The organism is Streptomyces sp. R28, from assembly GCF_041052385.1.
Classification (GTDB): domain Bacteria; phylum Actinomycetota; class Actinomycetes; order Streptomycetales; family Streptomycetaceae; genus Streptomyces.
The window spans coordinates 3150005-3170903 of the sequence record NZ_CP163439.1 but is presented as its reverse complement, the minus strand read 5'-3'; the positions used below and the strand labels follow the sequence as shown (position 1 = coordinate 3170903).

The 20899-nt window shown below is 67.7% G+C and carries 14 protein-coding genes; 8 read left to right on the top strand and 6 right to left on the bottom strand.

Going from position 1 to position 20899, the window contains the following annotated elements; translation table 11 throughout:
- Positions 1 to 95 precede the first annotated feature (95 nt).
- On the bottom strand, positions 96 to 4073 hold the full coding sequence (gene eccCa, locus AB5J49_RS13915) for a type VII secretion protein EccCa (RefSeq protein WP_369168944.1): 3978 nt from the start codon (positions 4071 to 4073) through the stop codon (positions 96 to 98).
- Between the two features lie 181 nt (positions 4074 to 4254).
- Here eccCa and eccD point away from each other — a divergent pair, with 181 nt between their 5' ends.
- The 8 genes from eccD to AB5J49_RS13875 all read left to right on the top strand — a co-directional run bounded on the left by eccD (position 4255) and on the right by AB5J49_RS13875 (position 12903).
- Positions 4255 to 5883 carry a type VII secretion integral membrane protein EccD gene (eccD, locus tag AB5J49_RS13910; protein WP_369168943.1) on the top strand — a complete coding sequence of 543 codons (1629 nt, stop codon included), beginning with the start codon at positions 4255 to 4257 and terminating at the stop codon, positions 5881 to 5883.
- A 110-nt stretch (positions 5884 to 5993) separates the two neighbouring features.
- On the top strand, positions 5994 to 7538 hold the full coding sequence (eccB, locus tag AB5J49_RS13905) for a type VII secretion protein EccB (RefSeq protein ID WP_369168942.1): 1545 nt from the start codon (positions 5994 to 5996) through the stop codon (positions 7536 to 7538).
- Between the two features lie 15 nt (positions 7539 to 7553).
- Entirely contained in the window at positions 7554 to 8801 is a 1248-nt protein-coding gene (gene mycP, locus AB5J49_RS13900) for a type VII secretion-associated serine protease mycosin (RefSeq protein WP_369168941.1), read from the top strand.
- 343 nt (positions 8802 to 9144) lie between these two features.
- On the top strand, positions 9145 to 9510 hold the full coding sequence (locus tag AB5J49_RS13895) for a WXG100 family type VII secretion target (protein ID WP_302000398.1): 366 nt from the start codon (positions 9145 to 9147) through the stop codon (positions 9508 to 9510).
- Between the two features lie 95 nt (positions 9511 to 9605).
- Positions 9606 to 9902, top strand: coding sequence for a WXG100 family type VII secretion target (locus AB5J49_RS13890; protein ID WP_369168940.1), 297 nt, complete (start codon positions 9606 to 9608; stop codon positions 9900 to 9902).
- 287 nt (positions 9903 to 10189) lie between these two features.
- Positions 10190 to 11329 carry a hypothetical protein gene (locus AB5J49_RS13885; protein ID WP_369168939.1) on the top strand — a complete coding sequence of 380 codons (1140 nt, stop codon included), beginning with the start codon at positions 10190 to 10192 and terminating at the stop codon, positions 11327 to 11329.
- The gene (locus tag AB5J49_RS13880) at positions 11326 to 12528 is read left to right on the top strand and encodes a hypothetical protein (protein WP_369168938.1); all 1203 of its coding nucleotides are present in this window, start codon (positions 11326 to 11328) and stop codon (positions 12526 to 12528) included. Before AB5J49_RS13885 ends, AB5J49_RS13880 begins: the two co-directional genes overlap by 4 nt.
- Before the next feature lie 66 nt (positions 12529 to 12594).
- Complete coding sequence (locus tag AB5J49_RS13875) at positions 12595 to 12903, top strand: hypothetical protein (protein WP_369168937.1); 309 nt, start codon at positions 12595 to 12597, stop codon at positions 12901 to 12903.
- Between the two features lie 678 nt (positions 12904 to 13581).
- Here the strand turns inward: AB5J49_RS13875 and AB5J49_RS13870 are convergent.
- From AB5J49_RS13870 to AB5J49_RS13850, 5 genes are all read right to left on the bottom strand, one after another.
- Entirely contained in the window at positions 13582 to 14241 is a 660-nt protein-coding gene (locus tag AB5J49_RS13870) for a hypothetical protein (protein ID WP_369168936.1), read from the bottom strand.
- Positions 14234 to 16420, bottom strand: a complete 2187-nt coding sequence (locus tag AB5J49_RS13865) for a hypothetical protein (protein WP_369168935.1) — start codon at positions 16418 to 16420, stop codon at positions 14234 to 14236. Before AB5J49_RS13865 ends, AB5J49_RS13870 begins: the two co-directional genes overlap by 8 nt.
- 5 nt (positions 16421 to 16425) lie before the next feature.
- A complete protein-coding gene (locus AB5J49_RS13860) occupies positions 16426 to 16875 on the bottom strand; it encodes a hypothetical protein (RefSeq protein ID WP_369168934.1) in 450 nt (149 codons plus the stop codon).
- Between the two features lie 225 nt (positions 16876 to 17100).
- The gene (mycP, locus tag AB5J49_RS13855) at positions 17101 to 18306 is read right to left on the bottom strand and encodes a type VII secretion-associated serine protease mycosin (RefSeq protein WP_369168933.1); all 1206 of its coding nucleotides are present in this window, start codon (positions 18304 to 18306) and stop codon (positions 17101 to 17103) included.
- A gap of 1849 nt (positions 18307 to 20155) precedes the next feature.
- Positions 20156 to 20803 carry a hypothetical protein gene (locus AB5J49_RS13850; protein ID WP_369168932.1) on the bottom strand — a complete coding sequence of 216 codons (648 nt, stop codon included), beginning with the start codon at positions 20801 to 20803 and terminating at the stop codon, positions 20156 to 20158.
- Positions 20804 to 20899 lie beyond the last annotated feature (96 nt).

Genomic DNA, 20899 nt, shown 5'->3' with positions numbered 1-20899 from the left:
AGAGGCCGACCGTGCGAGCGCGAAAGACCGAAGAACGCCTTCGACGCCTCCGTGATCACCGGGTTGAGCATGCTGGCGGCGACGTCATCGGGCCATCAGCGCTGATCTTCCGCTCCCATGAGCCCTGTCTGCACAAGCAGGTTCCCTCGCTTCCGCGAGACGAAGATCCCCCGCCCGGCTGGCATCGTGCGCGGGCGTACGTTGCCGAGGATGTCGCCCTCATTCGGGTCGCCGGAGAGGACGACGCCCTGGGCGCCCAGTTCCTTGATCCGCTGCATGAAGGGTTCGTACGAGGACCGGCCGGCGCCTGCGGTGTTCCGGGCGACGATGAAGCGGATCCCTACATCGCGGGCGAACGGGAGGAGTTCCGTGAGCGGGGCGAGGGGGTTGCCGCTGGACGTCGAGACCAGGTCGTAGTCGTCGACGACCACGTAGATCGTCGGGCCGCTCCACCAGTTGCGTGCCCGCAGCTGGTCGGCGGTGACGTCGGGCGAGGGCGTGCGGCGCCGCATGAGGTCGGCCAGGGCCTCCACGTGGTGGTCCATGGCGTTGGACATGGGCACGTACTCGGCCAGGTGGGACGCCGGGGCCGCGTCCAGGAGCGAGCGGCGGTTGTCGATGACGAAGAGTTTGCAGGAGTCCCCGTCGTGTAGATCGGTGATCTGCTTGATGAGGAGGCGCAGGAGGTTGGACTTGCCGGACTCGCTTTCGCCGAAGACGAGGAAGAAGGGGTCCTGGTCGAAGTTGACGTGGACGGGTTCGAGGTTGTTCTCGTCGAGGGCGAAGGCCACGCCCCGGTCCGACTGCGCGAGGGCTGTGGGCAGGTCTGCGAAGGGGAGGTGGCGTGGCAGGAGGCGGACTGCCGGCGCGCCGGGTGCTGTCCAGTGGCGGGCTACGTCCCGGCTCATGGCGGCGGTCGCCTCGGAGAGGTTGTCGTCGGAGTGGATGCCGTCGATGCGGGGAACGGCCGCCATGAAGTGCAGTGCTTCCGGAGTGACGCCCCGGCCGGGCACACCGGTCGGAACGTTTCCGGCTGCCTTGCGGTCCAGTTCGGAGTCCATGGGGTCGCCGAGCCGCAGCTCAAGGCGGTTCATCAGCAGGTCCTTCAAATTCGCGCGGACCTCCATGGCGCGGGACGCGGTGAGGACCAGGTGGATGCCATAGCCCAGGCCGCGCGCGGCGATGTCAAGGACGGCCGCTTCCAGGGCCTCGTACTCCGTGCGGAAGTTCCCCCAGCCGTCGATGATGAGGAAGACATCGCCCCAGGGCTGGTCGGCCACCGGGATGTCACCGCGGGCCCGCAGCTTGCGGTAGGTGGCGATGGAGTCGATGCCGGCGCTGCGGAAGTACTCCTCGCGGCGCGTCATGATGCCGTAGACCTCGGCGACCGTGCGGCGTACCCGCTCAGGGTCCAGGCGTGAGGCGACCCCGCCGACGTGCGGCAGTCCGGCGATGGCCGACATGCCGCCACCGCCGAAGTCCAGGCCGTAGAACTGGACTTCGTGGGGAGTGTGGGTGAGCGCAAAGGCGGAGATGATCGTCCGGAGGATGGTCGACTTGCCCGACTGCGGACCGCCGACGATCTGCATGTGGCCCGCGGCGCCGGAGAAGTCCCGATACAGCGCGTCACGCCGCTGCTCGAAGGGCTTGTCGACGACACCGAGCGGCACGATGAGGCGGCCGGCGCCCTCGTAGCCGGGCTGGGTCAGGCCCCGGCCCTGCTCCGCAGCGAGTCCAGGGAGGAGGGCGTCCAGCGACGGGGGATTGTCCAGCGGGGGCAGCCATACCTGGTGCGCGGCCGGGCCCTGCCCGGTCAGCCGGCGGACGATGACGTCGAGCACGGTGTCGGCCTGCGGGTCGTCCCCGCCCGCCCGCGGGTCCGGCACCTGGGCCCGGGAATCGGACTGCGCGTACTGGACCGGCACGGGGGCCGCGGTGAAGGGCACGGGGCGGCGGTCCACCGGCAGCTGACCGTCCCCTGCGGTGGCCCGGGCCGAGGCAGGACGGTGCGCCCCCGAGACGTAGGCGGCCTTGAAGCGGGCCATCTCGTCGGTGCCGTACTTCAGATAGCCCGAGCCGGGGACGTTCGGCAGGTGGTAGGCGTCGGGGACGCCGAGTGCGGCGCGCGACTCGGCCTCGGAGAACGTCCGCAGGCCGATGCGGTACGACAGGTAGGTCTCCAGACCGCGCAGTCGGCCCTCTTCCAGGCGCTGCGAGGCGAGCAGCAGATGGACGCCCAAGGAGCGGCCGATGCGGCCGATCTGGACGAACATGTCGATGAAGTCCGGCTTGGCGGCGAGAAGTTCACTGAACTCGTCGATGACCAGGACGAGCGACGGAATGGGCTCCAGAGCGGCGCCGGCCGAGCGGGCCTTCTCATAGTCATGGATGTTGGCGTAATTACCCGCCTTGCGGAGCAGCTCCTGACGGCGGTTGAGTTCGCCACGGATCGAGTCGCCCATGCGGTCCACGAGGGTCAGGTCGTCCGCGAGGTTGGTGATCACCGCGGCCACGTGCGGCAGGTGCGCCATGCCGGCGAAGGTGGCGCCGCCCTTGAAGTCCGCAAGGACGAAGTTCAGCGTCTCCGAGGAGTGGGTCACCGCCAGGCCGAGCACCAGAGTGCGCAGGAGCTCCGACTTGCCGGATCCGGTGGCGCCGACGCACAGGCCGTGCGGGCCCATGCCGTCCTGCGCGGCTTCCTTCAGGTCCAGCATGACCGGGGTGCCGTCCTCGCCGACCCCGATCGGGACACGCAGGCGTTCGGCGCGAGAGCGCGGGCGCCACGTGCGGCCGACGTCCACAGATTCCGCGTCGTCCAGGTCGAGGAGATCGGTGAACTCCAGGTTGGCCAGCAATGGTTCGTCGGAGTCGCCGCCGGACGCCATGTATAGAGGTGCGAGCTGGAGGGCGAGTGCCTCGGCAGCCTCATGACTCAGGCGGTCTGGCGACCCTTCATAGACGAGACCGTCGCCGGACTCCAGACGGAGCGACTGGGGATGCACCACGACCGAGAGACCGCCACGTGCCCCGGTGAGCCGGTCCGGTACGACCTCGACGATCGTGACACCCTGCAGCCCTTCGGCCGCCGCCAGCGCTGACAGGGGCGACAGCGCCTCCTGGTCGAGTACGACGACGATGTGCGGCTGTTCCAGGAGGGGCTGGCCGCCGGCCTGGAACCGGGGGCGGCCTTCGAGCTGTTCCTTGAGTAGCAGCTCCAGATCCTGCGCACTCGTGGTGATCAGACGGCGGCTGCCCGCTCCGTCGTTCCCATCGGTCTGGACGTGGGGCAGCCACTTGGTCCACTCCCAGTGCGGGGCCGCGTCCTGCCCGGCAGCGACGGCCACGACCAGGTCGTCGGGAGAATGCAGAGAGGCCAGGGAGGCCACCAGGGCGCGTGCCGTCGCGCGGACGTGGTTCTCGTGGTCCCCGCTGATGGTGAGGTGGTAGAAGGACCGCAGCGAGATCGCCATGGGCAGGCTCTCGATGGTGCTGTGCGCGGTGAGGAACTGCTTCATGGCCCCGGCGGTGAGCGGCTCCAGCTCGTCCACCGGAGCGGTCTCGGGTGCGATCAGAGGGGTGGCGAGCTGCTGACTGCCCAGACCGATCCGCACCTGCCCGAAGTCGTCGTCGCTGATCCGCCGCTCCCACACGCGGCCGCCTTCGGCGACCAGAGCCCACAACTGCTCGGGCGCCGGATGCAGATAGAACTGGGCGTCCCGCTGCAGCCGCGCCGTACGAAGCACCGCACGGCGAGTTTTGGCCAAGTACTTCAGGTAGTCCCGCCGCATATCGGCGAGCTGTCCCTGGGTGCCCCGCCGGTACCGGACGAGCATGGCAATGCCCATTCCGACCGTCGACGCGATCATTACCATGCCCATGATGCGCATGACCGGGTTCGGCGTCATGAAGAAAAACACGACCGAACCGCCCATCCCCAGCATGGGCAGCAGCTGCATCAGCGCGCCCTCCTGCTGCCCCCTGGGCAACTCGGGCGGGGATTGCAACTGCACTGGATCGGCGGGCACCTCGGCAGGCAAGGCCCTCGGTGGCCGTTTGACGACGATCTGGCTCAAAGCTGACCCGTCCCCCTCGCGGACTGAAGAGGCCTTGTCCGCACCCCCGTGGCGCCGACTTCATCCGGACCGGATCCTACTGGCGGGCACTGACCTTGCGGACGGTAGGGTGGCGCCACGCGTGTGCGCACCCGCGAATAATCAATGGATTCGGGGTCATTCACGGTAATTCGGAACCGGAATGAGAGCGGACGCGCGAACAGGACAGGGGCGCGGCCCGCGAGTTGAGAAGCACCGCGAGGGGGAGCAGTACGTGCCTGCGACAGTTCGAGCGGCGGGAAGCACCGGCGGTCACCCGGGACCAGGGGGCCATCCGGGGCCGGGGCACCATTGGGGACCGGGGGTGCCGACCACGCGCAGCACCGGCTTCCGCCGGATCATCGTGGCGGCGCCCGACAGCCGTATCGATGTGGCGCTGCCCGACGACACTCCCCTCGCGCACCTCTTCTCGGAGATCCTGCGCCTGTCCGGACAGACTCCGCCCCCCGGCGCCCCGGTCGGATACCACCTCGTGCGCCGCGACGGGACAGTGCTCGACGAGGCACGCTCACTCGCCGCACAGCGCATCGCCGACGGCGACTTCCTCCTGCTGCGCCCCTTCTCCGACTCCCTCCCGCCCGCGGTGTTCGACGACGTCTCGCACGCAACCGCCAGCGCCGTCACCCGCGACCGCGCACTGTGGAACGACGAACTCCTACGCACCGCAGGACTCTTCGGTACCTGTGTGCTGCTGATGCTGCTCGCCTTCGTGGCCTGGAGCTCCGACATCCGCCACGATATGAACGGCCTCCCGGGCATCGTGGCCGCGGTATCGGGCCTGGTACTCCTGGCGATCGCCACGGTGCGCGCCCGGGTGTACGGCGACCGCGGCTCGTCCCTGGCCTTCGGCACAGGCGCCCTCGCGAATCTGGGAGTCGCCGGCAGCGGACTGGTTGCGCTGCCGGCCGGAGAGGGCATCGGCAGGCTGCACTTCGTGCTCGCCTGCGCCGCCGTACTCGTGGGATCAGTGGTGCTGGTGTTCCTCACACCGAGCGGCGACGGCCCCTTCGTCGCCTTCGCATTCGCCTCAGCCATCGGCATGCTGCTGACCTTCGTCGCGATCCTCACCGACATGAGGCCGGCCGAGACCGCGGCACTCTGCTCCCCGCTCGCCCTGGGCACCCTCGCCTTCCTGCCCGGCCTCGCCACGCGTTTCGCCCGCCTGCCCATCGGCTTCGACCCGCCACGCACCGCCATCGGCAGCGACTACGCCGATGACGAGGGCGACGGCACTGCGGCATCGGCCGCGATCGACGCCGAACGCATCACCGCTCAGGCCCGGCGCGGCCACGAGCTGCTGCTTGGCCTGGTCGGCGGCTGTGCGCTGGTCGCGACGGCGGGTGCCGCGGTGCTCGGGTTCTCCGACGACCTGTGGGCCCAACTCCTCGCTCTGGCAACGGGTCTGGCCCTGTTGATGCGCGCCCATCTGTTCCGGCACACCGCCCAGGTGGCCTGCACGCTCGCAGCAGGGCTTGTCTCACTGGGGCTCCTGGGGCTCGGTCTCTCCCTCAACCCGCCCGGCCGGATGGTCCTGGAGGCGCTGCGGGGTGACGGCTCGGCCCTCGACATCAGGCTGGTCTGGCTGTCGGTCGCGGTGGCCGTCGTCGCTGGATCGATCGCCGCGATCGCGCTGGTCGTTCCCAGCAAGGGGGTCACCCCGTTCTGGGGTCGATTCCTGGAGATCGCCGAGAGCTTTGTCCTGCTGACGCTGCTGCCGCTGTGTCTGGCGGTGTTCGGCGTCTACCAGCAGATGCGCTCGCTTTCTTCGTGAGAGCCAAGGGGTCTCAGTGAGCTGAGCCAAGCCACATCGACGTACGGGATCGGTTCCTCGTACGAGACCAGAACAACCAGATCAATCAGCGGGGGAGAGGCAGCGGAGCGATGGCATCACGGCGGGACGAGCTGAACGCCTACACCTTCGCGCGACGGCGCCTGGTCGGGCAGTTCCTCCAGCCCAACCCAAACGGCACCGAGGAGGGCTGGCCACGGCCACTGCGTGCGGTCGTGCCAGGTGCGATCGTCACCGCGGTCATCCTGGCCGGCTTCGGGGCCTGGGGCATGTTCAAGCCCGCCGCACCGCAGGGCTGGGACAAGGCCGGGGAGAACGTCATCATCTCCAGCAAGTCGACCACCCGGTACGTGATCCTCAAGACCGACGGCAAGACGCAGCTGCACCCGGTGCTGAACATGTCCTCGGCGAAGCTCCTCCTGCAGCCCGACAAGGGCAAGGTCATCAACGTAGACGAATCGGTCCTGGACAACGGCAAGATCCCGCACGGCCCCACCCTCGGCATCCCCTACGCCCCCGACCGTCTGCCCGACGCCGACGAAGCCGGATCGAAGAAGCGCTGGGTGGTCTGCGAACGCCCCGGTGAGGGCGGCCGGGCCATCCAGAAGGCGGCGTTCATCCTCGCCCAGCGGGACATGGACCGGACCGAGGGCACGGAGCGGCTGCGCGGCGGCGAGCTGATGTACGTGGAAGGACCAGGCCCGGACCGCACCCGCTACGTCATCGACGCTCAGGGAACGGCGTACCCCGTCCAGAACGAGGAGCTGCTTCTGCGCACGGTCGTCGGCGAGGGCCGGGAGCCCCAGCGGGTGTCGGCCGGCTGGCTGGAGACCTTGCACAAGGGCGACCCCATCACCTTCCCGGAGATCCCGGGCCAGCCCGGCGCCGACGCCGGGATCCAGGGCCAGCTGCCGGCCGCGGCCAACAAAGTGGGCATGGTCCTCCAGGCCCCCTCCGGCACCAGGATCCAGCAGTACGTCGTCCTGCAGGGACGGGTCGCTCCGGTCTCCGACTTCACAGCGAAGCTCCTGCTCAGCAGCAAAGCCCTGACCGACCTCGGCCAGGCCAGCCGCGCGATGCCCGTCAGCGCCGGCAGCTTCACCCCCGAGGCACCCTTCGGCGCCGAGAAGACCTGGCCCCAGCAGAAGCCCGAGCCGGTCAACTCGGCGAGCACCGACGAGGGCAACCGCAACACCGTGTGCAACGTCCTGCGCGACGTGGACGAGGACAACGGCGCCACGACCCTCAGCGCCTGGGCGGGTAACAACTTCCCGGCCCCCCTTCCCACGGGTTCGAGCAGTGCGTACGTCACTCCCGGCTCGGGCCAGTTCTTCCGCCAGTTCACGGGGTCGTCGACCCGTTCCGGGTTCTTCTTCCTGGTCACCGATACCGGCCTGCGCTATGCGATGCAGTCCAACGGCGACAGCGAGACGGACGACGCGGGCATCGGCTCCTCGGGCTCGGCCACCGAGCGACGGGAACAGCGTGAAGCAGCACTGCAGGAGGCCCAGCAGGCACAGAACCGCCTCGGCTACAAAGACGTGACACCGGCCCCGATCCCGGCCGCCTGGTCGGCGTTCCTGCCGACGGGACCGCGGCTGTCGACGGGCGCGGCACGACAGCCGCAGGGCTCGTGAGAGGCGGGCCGAGTAATGCGTAGGCATCCTCGCGTGCGCCGGCTCGTCGGAACGGCCGCTGCCGCTGCCGCTGCCGCTCTCGCCTTCGCGGCGGTGTTCCCGGCGCCCATCGCCGCCGCCGCGGCCGATCAGTGCACCTTTCCGGGCAAGCCGTACGAGGGCCGCCCCTGGGCCCTACAGCGGGTCCTACTGGACGAGCTGTGGAAGCAGTCCACGGGCAAGGGCGTCCGCGTCGCGGTCATCGACACAGGTGTGGACGTCAAGAACCGCCAACTCGCCCCGGCGGTCGACGTCAAGAGTGGCCGCAATTTCCTGCCGCCGAACCTCAAGGACGACAACGGCAACAAGATCGAGCGCGGCAGCGAGGACGGCACCACCGACACGGTGGGCCACGGCACGAAGGTCGCCGGAATTATCGCCGCCAGACCGGCGAAAGGCACCGGGTTCGTCGGCCTCGCCCCCGAGGCGACGATCATCCCAATTCAGCAGAACGACGCCGAGGGCCACGGCGACACCGACAGCCTGGCCAGGGCCATCAACTACGCCGCCAACGACGCCAAGGCCAACGTCATCAACATCTCCCAGGACACGGTCAACCCGATCACAGCCACCTCCACACTGAAACGCGCCGTGGACAACGCCCTGGCCAAGAACATCGTCATCGTGGCCTCAGCGGGCAACGACGGCCTCGACGGCAACATAAAGAACGCCTACCCGGCCTCCTACGACGGCGTCCTGGCCGTGGCCGCCTCCGACCGCAACAACGAACGCGCCGCCTTCTCCCAGTCCGGCGACTTCGTCGACGTCGCCGCCCCCGGCGTCGACATGATCTCCACCGTCCCCGGCGGCGGACACTGCGCCGACAACGGCACCAGCTTCTCCGCCCCCTACGTCACCGGCGTCGCCGCCCTCATCAAAGCTAAGAACCCCAGGTGGACGCAGGAACAGATCACCGCCCAGATCATGCAGACCGCGGAACGCTCCATCCCCGGCCACGACCGCCTGGTCGGCTGGGGCGTCGTCGACCCCGTCCGCGCCCTGACCGAGGACAACAAACCGATCGACCACCCTGTGCCGAGCAACGAAGGCGCAGGGCAGGCCGAGGCCCCCACTGTGGCCCAACTCCCGCTCGGCGAAACCTCGCAGGAACGAGCGGCCCGCCTCGGCACCTACGTGGTGGTGGGCAGCCTGGTGCTTGTGGCGGTCATCGCAGGCGGGGCGGTAGCGATGCGCGACGGCCGGAGGAAGACGCCCTCCGGCTAGCCGAGAAGGCCGTTGGTCCTGTCACTGGTAGTGGCTAGAGTGACACGCATGCAATCGGTGATGTTCACGTCACCGCGATCGCAATGACCCGCGGTCGTAGCTAACGGGGAAAACGGGGAGGCTAAGCGTCATGGCGCGCGTCGACGATGTTCGCAGCGGTGAGGGCCAGCCACGGGGCTGCAACGCTTCATGAGCGGGCCGGCCCCTCAGCCTGACAAGGAACGCGAACGCCTCACCACAGCTCACCGCGGCGGATCACACCGGACGCACCACGCGCGTTCGCCATGCAGCTTCTCCAAGCCGCCGGGCCCACCACTGAACCGGAAATGGGAAGGAAGAACAGATGGCAGGAACCCAGAAGGTCACAGACGACGTACTGCGGCAGTTCGAGCAGGAACTCAACGAGCGCTTCGGCTCGGTGAAGCAGCAGCTGCAGCAGTTGCACGCCGTGATCGACAGTGTGGAAGGCAAGTGGCAGGGGCAGGGCGCCGTGTCCTTCGACCGCAAGCAGACCGAGATCAACGAGCGCATGGCCAACATCGGTAACCTGCTCGTCCGTTTCCAGAACGCGGTCAACGACAACCGCCGCATCGCCGGCAGCACCGACGAAGAGATCTACCAGGCTCTGGCAGGCATCGACACGGGCGGCTCCGGCTCGGCCAGCGGCAGCGCCCCGTCCGGAAAGACCTCGGCCTTCTCCGGCATGTAGCTCGTGCGTGATCGAGCGGCGGCCCGCCCGTGGCCGCAGCAAACCTTCAGTTCGAACCCTCAGCACAGCAGGCATGGAAGGCAGTTGGAAAAGCCATGGCAGTAGACAACGGCACAATGCTCGTCACCTACGCGGAACTTGAACGAGCCGCAGGGGACATCACCGCCCAGGCCAAGAAGCTGGACACGGACCTCGAAGCGCTCCAGAAGCGGATGAAGGACCTCTCCGCCTACTTCGAGGGCGAGGCCAAGACCGCGGCGGATGGCCTCCACCGCGAATGGGACATCAAGGCCCGGGAGATCCACCAGGCCCTGAACTCCATCGCGAGCGCGATCCGCGAGGCGAGCGCGGCGTACAGCGCGGCCGACCGCAAGGCCGCCGCCAACTACTAACAGCGGTCGACGGACCAGGGGTGGGCACGCACGGGAGGTGTCCACCCCACCTCCGGAAACAGAAGAAGGCCGCAGGAAAGGAATCGGACAGTCCGGGAACTCACCGATGGCCTCCTTTGCTGCTGTCAACAGATGATTACACTCCTGGTCAAGATCCGCCGGTATCCACTCGGACATGCAGGGCGTGCGCTGTTTGGTGTGCCCGCGGGTGAGTGTGTAGTTACGGCAAAGGCGCATGTGGGGGGACTGATTCGCGACCCTTTCCTGCGCCGGAGGGGGATCACGGGGTGAGTGAGACAGACGAGGTGCCTGCGGTGCCTGGTCGGCTGCGCCGAGCGCTGCCACGCAGCAGGCGCGGCCGGTTGTTGCTGATATCCGCGCTGGTGATCGTGCTTGCGGTTACCGGGCTTGGCACGTGGGCGGCGGACACCTGGCCGTGGCCGAAGGACCGCTACTGCTGGGGCGCATGGGAAGAGGACAGCGGCCCGGACTTCCTCGGCGACGAGGCATTCGGCGACGATGACGACGGGTCACGCACCAGCGAGGAGACGGCGCCCACCCGCGAGCGCCCGAGCGGCAGCTGCGAGGGCACCATCGCCGACGATTACAAGAGCCGTCACGACGGTGACGAGGTCTCCATCCGCCAGCGGGTGTCCGTTGAGTACGGCCCGGTCCCCAAAGCCGCGGAGGCCCGGCTGGGGATGGTCCAGGACGGTTTTCTGGGCGGTGACATGGTCCTGCTCCCGGACGGCCTGCCGGGCACGGTGAACGGGCGTGGTGGCCTGCTGGTGCTCCCCAAGTCCTGTGATACGCCGGATGGCCGGCCGATCGTCGTCACCATGGACGCGTCCGGAACGTACGCCAGTGGCCCCTCGTACAGCCAGAACGATCCGGCGGATCTGGGCGGCGCCCGTGAGGCGGCGGTGCTGCTCGTCGCTGCGGCCAACCGTGGGATGGCGGCGGCCGGTTGCGCGCCGGACGAGCCGCTGAGGGTCAGCTCGCCCGTCTATGACCTGCCGGGCAATCCGGAGGACATCTACGGTGCCTCTGAAGACGTCTGCGGGATCCGCGGCCTGAGCCTCGGCGTGGAGGACATCACGGACCAGACCGGCGCGGTCACCCGCGACCTGCAGACGTGCAGCGTCCGTGGCGACGGCGTGCCGTACCTGGAGCTGGCCATGGTCGCGCAGCCCCGGCTGGCCGCCGTATTCGACGGCATCCCGGGCGAACGCCCCGTCGCCCGAGGCTGGCGCGGCACGGGCAGCATCGGCGAGAAGCACGCGATCGTACGAGCCGACTGCGCCGGCCGGCCCGCCACCTTCCTGATGGGCGCCTCCACCGACCCCGACCATCTCGCCGCCTTCGCCAACGCGGCCGCCGCCCGCCTGGGCTGCGCCCCCATCGCCCCCGAGGGAGCCGCCCGGTGAGCAGCACCGCGGACGAGTCGAACCGCTACGACCAGCCCCTGCCCGCCGACCGGGAGTCGCTCAGCGAGCGGCATCGGCGCCTGCGCCGGGAGCGGTGGTGCCGACGCCGCCAGCGTTGGCACTGGCGCCACCTGCTGCGCGGCAGGGTCCGGCCGGTGCTGGCCGCAGGTCTCGCCGGGGTGCTGCTCGGTGCCGGCGGCACGGCCTGGCAGGCCCAGGCCGGGCTGTTCGCGCCGGACGAGGTGTGCTGGGGCGCGCTGTCCCGCGATGACCTCGCCACGACATTCCGCGAGCCGGAGAACGTCAAGGCGGTCGAGGCGCCCGTGCTGCACGGTGGGCGCTCCATGGACGGACCCGCCGGCAGTTGCCAGTTGACGAACAGTGACGGCGACGAATGGGCGCTCACTGCCCGGGTGCACCGGCTGGACGACCGGGCCGGCGACGACGGCAAGTGGGCCGACGAGTTCCTCTCCGCCCGTCTCACCCCGCTCGGCGGCGGGCTGCTGGGCATGGCCTCGGACAACCGCGCCTGGCTGGCCATCCCGGACGGCTGCCTGGGCCGCCCCGGCGAATTCGACGGGCCGACCGTCGTGGACATCGCTCAGGGCAGCTGGATCGGCGACTTGGAGCCGCGTACCGAGGAGCGGGACGCGATGGCTCGCATGGTCGTGAAGCTCGTCAACAAGGTCAGCGCGGACCTGGGCTGCACCGGCACGATCGCCGATCCGGTCGAGCGCCTGCCCAAGGCCGCCCGCTACACCCGCACGGAGAAGCCGGACGCACTCTGCGGCATCAAGGGGCTGACCCTGGGCAAGAAGCGCACGCCGAGCAAGTACCCCATGATCACCGACGGGGACGGCCCGGTACGCACCTGCGACCGCGACTTCACCGGCTCGCAGCCGGAGCAGCGCCTGATGACCGTCGAGGACCCGCGGCTGGCCGCGATCTTCATGGGGATGACGCTGGACGAGGGCGACCGGGTGAGCTCCGCCGTCGGCTACGGCGGTCTCGGCCCCAACCTCGGTGTCTTCCGGGCCCGTTGCCAGGCAGGCACGACCGTGTTCCTCGTACAGGCCAACGACGGCGGGATGAGCGCGGACCTGCGCACCCTCTTCCCCCGCTACGTCGAGGCCGAGGCCGCCCGCCTCGGCTGCGGCCCGCTGAAGCTGAAACTGCCACGGCCGGGCGGGAGCCGCTGACTCCGCCCGGCCGCGGTGCCGCAATGATGCGAAACGCCACGCCCTCGGCAGCTCGAATGCCGGGGCGTGGTCTACGAGGAGGGCAAGAAGGCCAAGGACTGGCACCTGTCCGTCGAGCGGGCCGACGGGGATGCCACGCGTAGCATCGCCGAACTCCGCACTGCCCTCACCATGGGCTACGGCTTCCCCGGAGACGCCGACGCTTTCGACACCGAACGGGCCCGCGAGATCATCCACGCCGACCCGGCCGACCTCACCGGCATCGTCCGCCTGGTTGACGAGTTCCGCGGCCGGATCATCGCTCGCAGGTCATCGCGGAGGTCACGCAGGAGATGCGCGCCCGCTTGCACATTCCCACCCACCACAGGGATATAGCCGATTGCCTTGTCAAAGAGCGGTTTGGCTTCAAACTCGGCAGTCTCAGGGTCGCCCTGCGGCTTGGGGGCTTCCTCCAGGAAGCCAACTGTCCGGCCGGCACATATACGGCGGACAGGGGCAACCTCCCCTGTGGAAGGGGCGATGTCATCATGTCCTCAGCCTTACCGACCCGCTTCGCCGATGTCCTGAATGCGCCCACTGAGGCCCGAGCGCTCCAAAGTCATTCCGGCGAGGAGTCTCGGGTGACAGCAGGCGGCGGAGGAGGTGGAGGCGGGTAATGCGGCCGGGGTGGGATCCGGGGCCCAGGCGCGGCCGGCGGTGGAGGCGGCTGGGGCTCCAGAGACCGCCGGGGGCGGGGTGCCGGCCGGGGCGTGAGGGACGGCGTCGGAGGTGGAGGCGGGGGCGGAGGCGGCTCGACGGTCGCCAGTACCGGGCCGCCCGCACGCAGTCGCTGAATGGTCTGCTCGGCCCGGCGGCGGGCGTCGGGGGCGTCGTCGCGTTCGTAGAAGCGGGGGAATTCTCGGCTGCCGAGAGTGTCAGTGAATAGCGGCTTGTAGCCGAGCACATGGGCAATCGCCACCATGCGGCGACATTGTTCGGCAGTCGTGGTGTACGGAAACTGCAGCTGCACGCGGCCGTGTCCGTCGAAGTGCCGGACTATCTCCTCGTCCGTCATCAGCCGTCCTCGTAGCGCGGCAATTCCTCGGGAAAGTCGCGAGGGCCCTGACATTCGGCCAGTTTGTAGGCGTGCTTGGTCAGTTGGTAGGCGATGTCCGTCAGGTTCTGGCGCAGCGCCGCGCCAGTTGCCTTGAGGTCTCCGCCAGCCTCCAGTCTGGTGATGACCGCATAGTCGTCAGAGGCGTCGCCGGAAGAGAGCGCCGGAGATGCACAGGGCACGTACACCGCCGCCTGCTCGGTATCGAGTTGAGCCAGAGCCTCTATGCCGCCTACAGACGTACGGATGACCTGGTTGTTTCCACCGCTTCCCCCATAACTTTCGAGCCAGTCAGCTTTGGAGACGGGCCGGACCCAGGATCTAGCCAATAGGGACGAATCACCGCTGGTGGCGACATGGCAGGAAAATACTTGGTCGTCACCGGGATTCCCGCGCTTGGACCCTTCTTCCGCTGATCGCGCCGATGGCAGAACCTGGATAACCATGTCCCGTTCAACAGTGCCTTCACATATCTTGGAGGGTAGCCGTTCAAGCCCCTTAGTGAAGAATTGCGCATATGCGAACCAAACGGCAACGCCCGCAAGGCAGAGAGCAGTCAGGCCCAAAAGCAGCCCTTTCGCATTATATCGAGTCGAGGTCGATTCCCTGTTCTCAGCCACGCGGACGCTCCTTCGTGTCGCTCAACAAATCATTGCTGCCGCCCCAACCTTCAACTACTGCATCACGGATTAGGTCCTTAGTGCCCTGCATGGGAAGATCAAGGTTATGCCGAGCGATGCTTTCTTCGGCCGCCCACTGCGCTTGCCTGCTGACCGAATTTCGGGAGTCGTACAGATCACCCGCGCTTTGATACAGGGCTCCGTCGCGCGCGCCGCTCATCTTCTGACCCTCTAGCAAATGATCAACGGCAGCTCCGGCGACGGCTCCAACTCCTCCTCCGATCACGGCCCCCATTGCCGCCCCTCCATACGCTGGGGGGATCTCGACGAAGGTCACTCCGACTGCAATCCAGGTTTTGGCAAAATCTCCCTTTGCTTTCAAGGATTCGTTGTACGCCGTCTCACCTTCGACAGCAGCTCGAACTTCGCCATCGGCCACAGAATGGCCGACGATACCTTCGATGATGCCTGCGTTTTCTCCGATACGCTGAAGGACTTGATTATCGGGGCCGTCGAACAAGGAAGGGTTGGCGAGATGTGATTCAATGAGGCCGCTAGTGTAAATACCCTCACCTAGGATGATCCCTGCCCTCCCCGATGGATCTTCGGATACGGCAGAAAGGAATCTCACCACATCTCGAACCTTCCCCAGGCCGTGAGGGTCATCGCTATTTGTAAGGAAGATAGATTCCGCGCCATCGCCTGCCAGCGTCTGGCTAATCTCCGGCATATAGGAAGCCGCCATGTTGCCGAAGCTGTCCCCCAAGCCGCCCTTGCTCACGAGATCGGCTCCTCCGCCGGGCTGTGCCACCGCCTCCATAATGTTCGCCATGATCTGTACCTGATCCGCGCTGTGCGGCGGAGCCATGGAGGTGGAATCGCCGTTGGCAAGTCCGGTGACGGCGGCCTCCAATGCACGTCCGAGGGGCTCCCCCCGATCTGTGTACTTGGCAGTGCCCAGCATGTGGTCCAGGTCTGACTTGGACTCGAAGGCGTGGACTGCAGCCTCGGGATTATGAGACAGGCCCTCGAAGAGCCCTTCCAACGGATCTCGTCCGTTGCCGTTGCCATCGCCGAAAACGAGATCTACACCGTCGTACCCATTCACCCACAGGTCATCGGTGGCCAATTCACCCGCCGGCTTGTCGACCTTGAAGAGCTTCTCGCGGTAGTCGTCAAGAAACTCGGTGTCGTACGTACCCTGGCGCATCAGGCTACTGATCACCTGAGAGCCGAGGACCCCGATCGGGCTAGTCGAATTGCTGGCGTGGAAGCTCGTATTGCTCTCTGCAAGGAGATTCTTCTTCCACTCCATCATGGCGCCTGAGTCCGAGAAGGAAGCGGTCGCCAGCGTCAGGCTCAGATTCTCCTGGAGGCTCTTCATCGTTTTCAGTTCCGAGTCCCTGGCGCCAGCGTGGGCGTAGCTCATCTCGGTCCAGAACTGAAGCGTCCCCTTGGCCCCCAGGCGCGTCGCGAACTGCTCTGCGAACAGGGAGTCGCCGTTGTACTTCTCCATCGTGCGGTTGAAGTCGGCGATATCGCCGAGGGTCATGTCGGCCGGGTTCTTGGCCATCTTCGCCAGTTTCTCGGCGGCCGCGACGGCCTCGGCCGCCGAGTCACGGTCCGAGTATGAGGCATCGGCAAAACCGTGCTTGGCCTGGTCGACGAGAAGCCTCAGAACCTTCGCGGCGCTGTTGTCGCTCTGCGTCGCCTTGGTGAGGATGCCCTGGATCTCATCGCGGAGGGCGTCCACCGCCTTCTGGTCCGTCGCGCCGGTGTTTCCGCTGGGGTCGGACGTCCAGTCGGGCCGGGTGTTCCCCATGACGGCGAATGCGCCATCGCCGGTGTCGATCACGCTCATGTTCTGCTGCGTGGCCCGCGAGATTGCATCGTTCAACTGGGTGCGGTATTCGATGAGTTCGCTACGGGTGTCGCTGAGGATCTTGGTGATGGAGTTGGCCTGAGTGTGCGCGTCGGCGAACTCGGCGGCAGTCTTGGTGATGAACTCGCGGCTGATGGTGGCATTGACCCCCGCCCACTTGGCCTTGTCGGCCTTGGCCTTGAGGTTGTTCTCGGCATCCTTCTGCAGGTCTGCGAGCTTCTTCGTCATCTGTTCCCAGTCGGTGACCGCTTCACCGAGCTTGGAGAAGTTGCCGTAGCGCAGTGCGTCGAGGTCCATCGGCGTCAGTGGCCCTTTCGCTCGTCGAAGCCCTTGTCGAGCGTGGCGATGCTGCTGATGGTCCCGGCGATGTACGAGTCGCCGGCCGCGTGCAGGTTCTTGGTGTAGCGCAGGTGGTTGGAGATGTGGGCGCAGGCGTCTAGCAGGGTCTTCGACTGCTCGCTCCAGCGTTCCGTCACATGGGCCAGGGCTGCCCCCAGAGCGAAGCCCTCGCCCTTGAGCCCGCCCGCAGCAGCCGTGGAGGCCACGCGCGCGTGCCCGCTGTAGGTCGTGAAGTCCTCGAACAGGGCGTGGGCGGCCTTGCCCACGGCCTCAAGATCTGCATGCCCCACCACAAGGTCGCCTTGCGTCCCGCCGCCTCCTCCCGGATCTACCGGCAGTTGGTTGAGCTGCATTTGTGTGGAATGCCGTTCGGCCGCCGCGGCCTTGAGCTGCTCCCACTCCTCCCACGCCATGCGTGGTCCCTCCCCGTGTTGTTGTATGCCGCCGAACCGTTGTGAGCGTGCGACCGCAGCGCTGCGGAGTCGAGAAGTACGGTAGCGCCACGGCATCACGTGCCCCATCCGTATCTGCCGTGAACGCGTCTGAGTACCTGTACTCAGTTAGACCGTATGCCAATTTCAACTCTGCTGGTCGCGTGGGTTGGTGTGCTGAGGCCATCAGCGTGGACCGGATCTGTACTACTGCCCGAGGAACGTCGTGTTGCGGCGCCGGGCACGCACTACAGGGATGGCGATGGCAGCGCCCAGCAGAGCGGCAGCACCTACGCCCAGCGTGATCCAGAGAGCCGTGTCGCTGTCATCATCGCGTGCAGGGACGGCGGCGGACTGCCCGTTTTCGTTCTTGGTCCCAGCGGACTCGGAGGCCTTCGGAGATGGCGACTTGGGCTCCGCGGCGGCCAGGTCGGGGAGCGGGTATTCGTCGGCTGCACCGGGATCGCCTGGGGTCTTCAGGGCGATCCGGGGACGCACAACTCCATAGCCGATGTAGTCGTTGCGCTTGGCGCCGCTTGTGGGGCCGGCTGCGGTGTTGAGCATGACCCTGAGGACCTGGTTGTTGGTCCAGTCAGGGTGGTGAGACCAGATGAGGGCTGCGCTGGCGGAGGTGATTGCGGTGGCGTCGCTCGTGCCATGTGAGGTGCACAGGCCCGTCTCGGTGGTGCATGCGGCCACCATGTCGGCGCCCGGTGCCGCCAGGTCTACTTGGGGGCCGTACTGTGACTCGGCGGTCTTGCGGAGATCTTTGCCGACCGCTCCAACTCCGACGACGCCTGGAGTGGCGGCGGGGGTTACGAGAGTGGAGTCTCCGTCGTTGCCGACGCCCGCGAAGATCAAAGCTCCCTTGTCCTGGGCGTACTTCACAGCCTCACTCTCTTCCTCCAATGGGGCGCCGCCGCCCACCGCCATGGAAATGTTGATGACCTTGGCTCCTGCATCGGCGGCGTACCTGATCGCTTTGGCGAATACGGTGGCGTTCAGGGGTACCCGAATGGGCAGGATTTTCGCACCAGGGGCGAGGCCGAAGGCACCGTCGCCTCCTCCGCTCTCGCCGGTTCCGGCAATCAGTCCCGCCATGCCCGTGCCATGGCCGCTGACGTCAGTGTGCTGATCGCCCGGGGCGTCTGGCGCGAAGTCCTTCCCCTCCAGCACCTGGCCGCGGAGGTCGGGGTTCGTGTCGTCGACCCCACTGTCGATGACTGCGACAGTGATGCCCTCGCCCCTGGCGGTCTTCCACATCTCTTCCGCCTGCATGGCGGTCAGGTGCCATTGCTGGGAACGGACGGACTCCGCATGGGACGGCGTGGTGGCGATGCCCACCAGCATGGCTGCCAGTACTCCCGGCAGCAGGGTCCTGTGAGCGACACGCTGCATGTTGCTGGTGGGCATCGGCATTCCTTGCGGTCCTAACGAGTTCAGTCCACGACGGGCGGTGTCGCGCGACGTACGCCCTGCTGCCAGGTCTCTTCGTCTTCAGTGAGGTAGTCGGGGCGCTGGCCTCGGCGATCCTCAGGACGAGACTCCCCCGGGCGAGAGCCCGGCGGCACCACGGGTCCGCTACGCCCAACCGGTCCGGCACCGTGCTGCGGCTCACCAGCCCGGCGCACCGGGCCTGAGGCCGAGGGCCCGCCGCGCGTGCCGCCTTGAGCTGCAGGGCCCGCTGGGCGCCCGCTGCCGCCCGAAACACCGTGTACCGCTCCTGAGCCGCCTGGGGTGAAGGGGCGTGCACTCCCCGTCCCAGTCTGCTGGGGACGGCCGCCGACGATGCCGCCGGTTTCCGAGGCGAAGCGACGACCACCCGTACCACGGCCTGGTGCAGAGGGAGCCGTGCCACGCGCCGTGGTGGAGCCGCCGGCACTGATGGGGCGGGCATTCGCGCCTCCCAGCCCCTGCGGGCGACCGCCAACAATGCCCTCGGGCTGTCCTGCGATGCGCCGGCCACTCCCCGTTCCGCCCTGGACGGCCCCAGGCCTTCCCGTGGCAACGGGCTGGCCCGCTGGGCCACGGCCGTACACGCCCTCACCGCCGATCACAGTGCCCCGAGGGATACCACCGGTGGCCCGTCCCGGAGACGGAGACACGGGCCTACCGCCCGTGATCCCTCCTCCTGCGGTGGGCCGCTGGGCGGAAGGTCCGGTGCCCATCGGAGTCTGCCCAGGGGCTACCGGGGGCCGGAGTCCAGGAGAAGGACGGCCTGTCCCTGCCGAAGGATTGGTCGGCTTTGGGGCGCCTCCAGCCACAGGGGGTACCACTCCGGGAGGCATCGTCGCAGTTCCCTCAGGCCGTCCCCCCGCCATCGGCGGGCCACTCGTCGGCCCCGACGGTGCAGTCGGCGCCTCGGGCAAGGTAGCCACGCTGTCGATCTCCACCGCGGGCGGCTGCGGACGCACAGCTCCGCCGGCAGGGGCTCCCGGACCAGCGCCGGAGGTCTCCAGAGCGTCAGCCGAACCACTGGTGCCGTTGCCTTGGCTGACCGAGCCATTGGCACCTCCACCAGCCGTAACCGATCCGGCGGTGCCGGTTGCGCCTGCGCCATTGGCACCACCCGATCGTTCACGACCCTCACGTGAATCGATCGGCCTCGGCGGCAACACAGCCTTGGGCGGCGGCGGAAACTTCGGCTTCTCCAACGAGTCCATCTGCTGCGCAGACAGCGTGTAGGACTCCCCGAGCTTCCTCATCTGCTGAGCGGCCTCTTGCCGGTCCGCTTCTCGCTGGCCCAGGATCGCCTGGATGTCCCGGGTGGAGTCACGGGTGACGGAGGCCGAGTCGGGGTCCTTGGGCGCGGCTTTCGCTGCTTCGAGGTTCGTCTGCGCCGTGCTCAGGATGGACTGGCCGTACTTCGTGTCCCGGGGAATGGACGCCTGGACGTTCGCGATCGTGCCAGCGGCCTGGTCGAGCCACTTCGCCGCGCCCGCGCTGTATTCCGCCAGTCTCAACGTGGCGTTCGCCAGGTCCCCGCTCCAGCTGCGGAACTCGTCGGCGCCCTCGCCCTTCCAACTCACCCACTGGGGGCGTGTCTTCAGCTCCTCACCGGCTTTCTGGACCTCTGCGGCGACCTTCTTTAGCTTGGCCGCAGCGGCGACGACCGCGGCGGCGTCGGCCTGATCCAGCCAGTCGAGCATGGCCTCGTGGCTCATGCTCTCGAACGATGTCTTGCCGCCGCCCTTGCCCTTGTCGCCCATCTCGTCTCCCCGCTATCCCCGTGTGTATCCCCGTGATGCGCAACCAGCCGTCATCAGAAGCCCGACGCGCCGGACGTGTCGCCACTTCCCGAGGTGCCGCCCGGCTTCGTGGTCTCCCCACCCGGCGCACCCGGAACCTTCGGCTCGTAGCTTCCCCCGTAGTGTTCGGTCGTGTCCTTGCTGATCGCCAGCATGCGCTGGCTGACGTCCGCATCCACGTTCTCGTAACCCTTGTGCGAGGCCAGGACCGCGATACTCAAGCCCTCGATGGACTCGGTGAGAAGCTTCGAAAGCTTCTCCAGCTCCGAGATCACCGTCTCGTACGAGGCGAAGACGTTGCCCGCCTCGGCCCAACCGCCGGCTCCGCCCCCGAATTTGGCCCGCGCCATCACGTCCTGCCCCACCTGCTTGGGGCCTGCGGGTCCTTCCCGCAGGTCACGCAGGAGGGCGTCGATGCGGTCGCGGAACTTCGTGAACGACTGCAGCTCGGTGATGACGTCCCCGACAGCCGAAACGGTTGCCTGGAGGCCTGACCCGACGCCGAACACGTCTGCGGCCGCCCGTGCTACTGGTCCCCCAAAAAGGCCCTCCGCCCATGCGGCTGGGTCCGCCACAGGTGCGTCGATCGCCCCATCGTCCGCCATAGCGTCCTCCCCGTTAGCCAAAGCGTCAGGTATCACTCTAGCTACGGGCACTGACATTCCGTACGCTCCCTTTGCGTCTGCAAGTAAGTGCACAAGTGGGCAAGTCGGGTGCAGTCGGTCACAACTGAACGTCACGAATTCGTGACAGTCGCT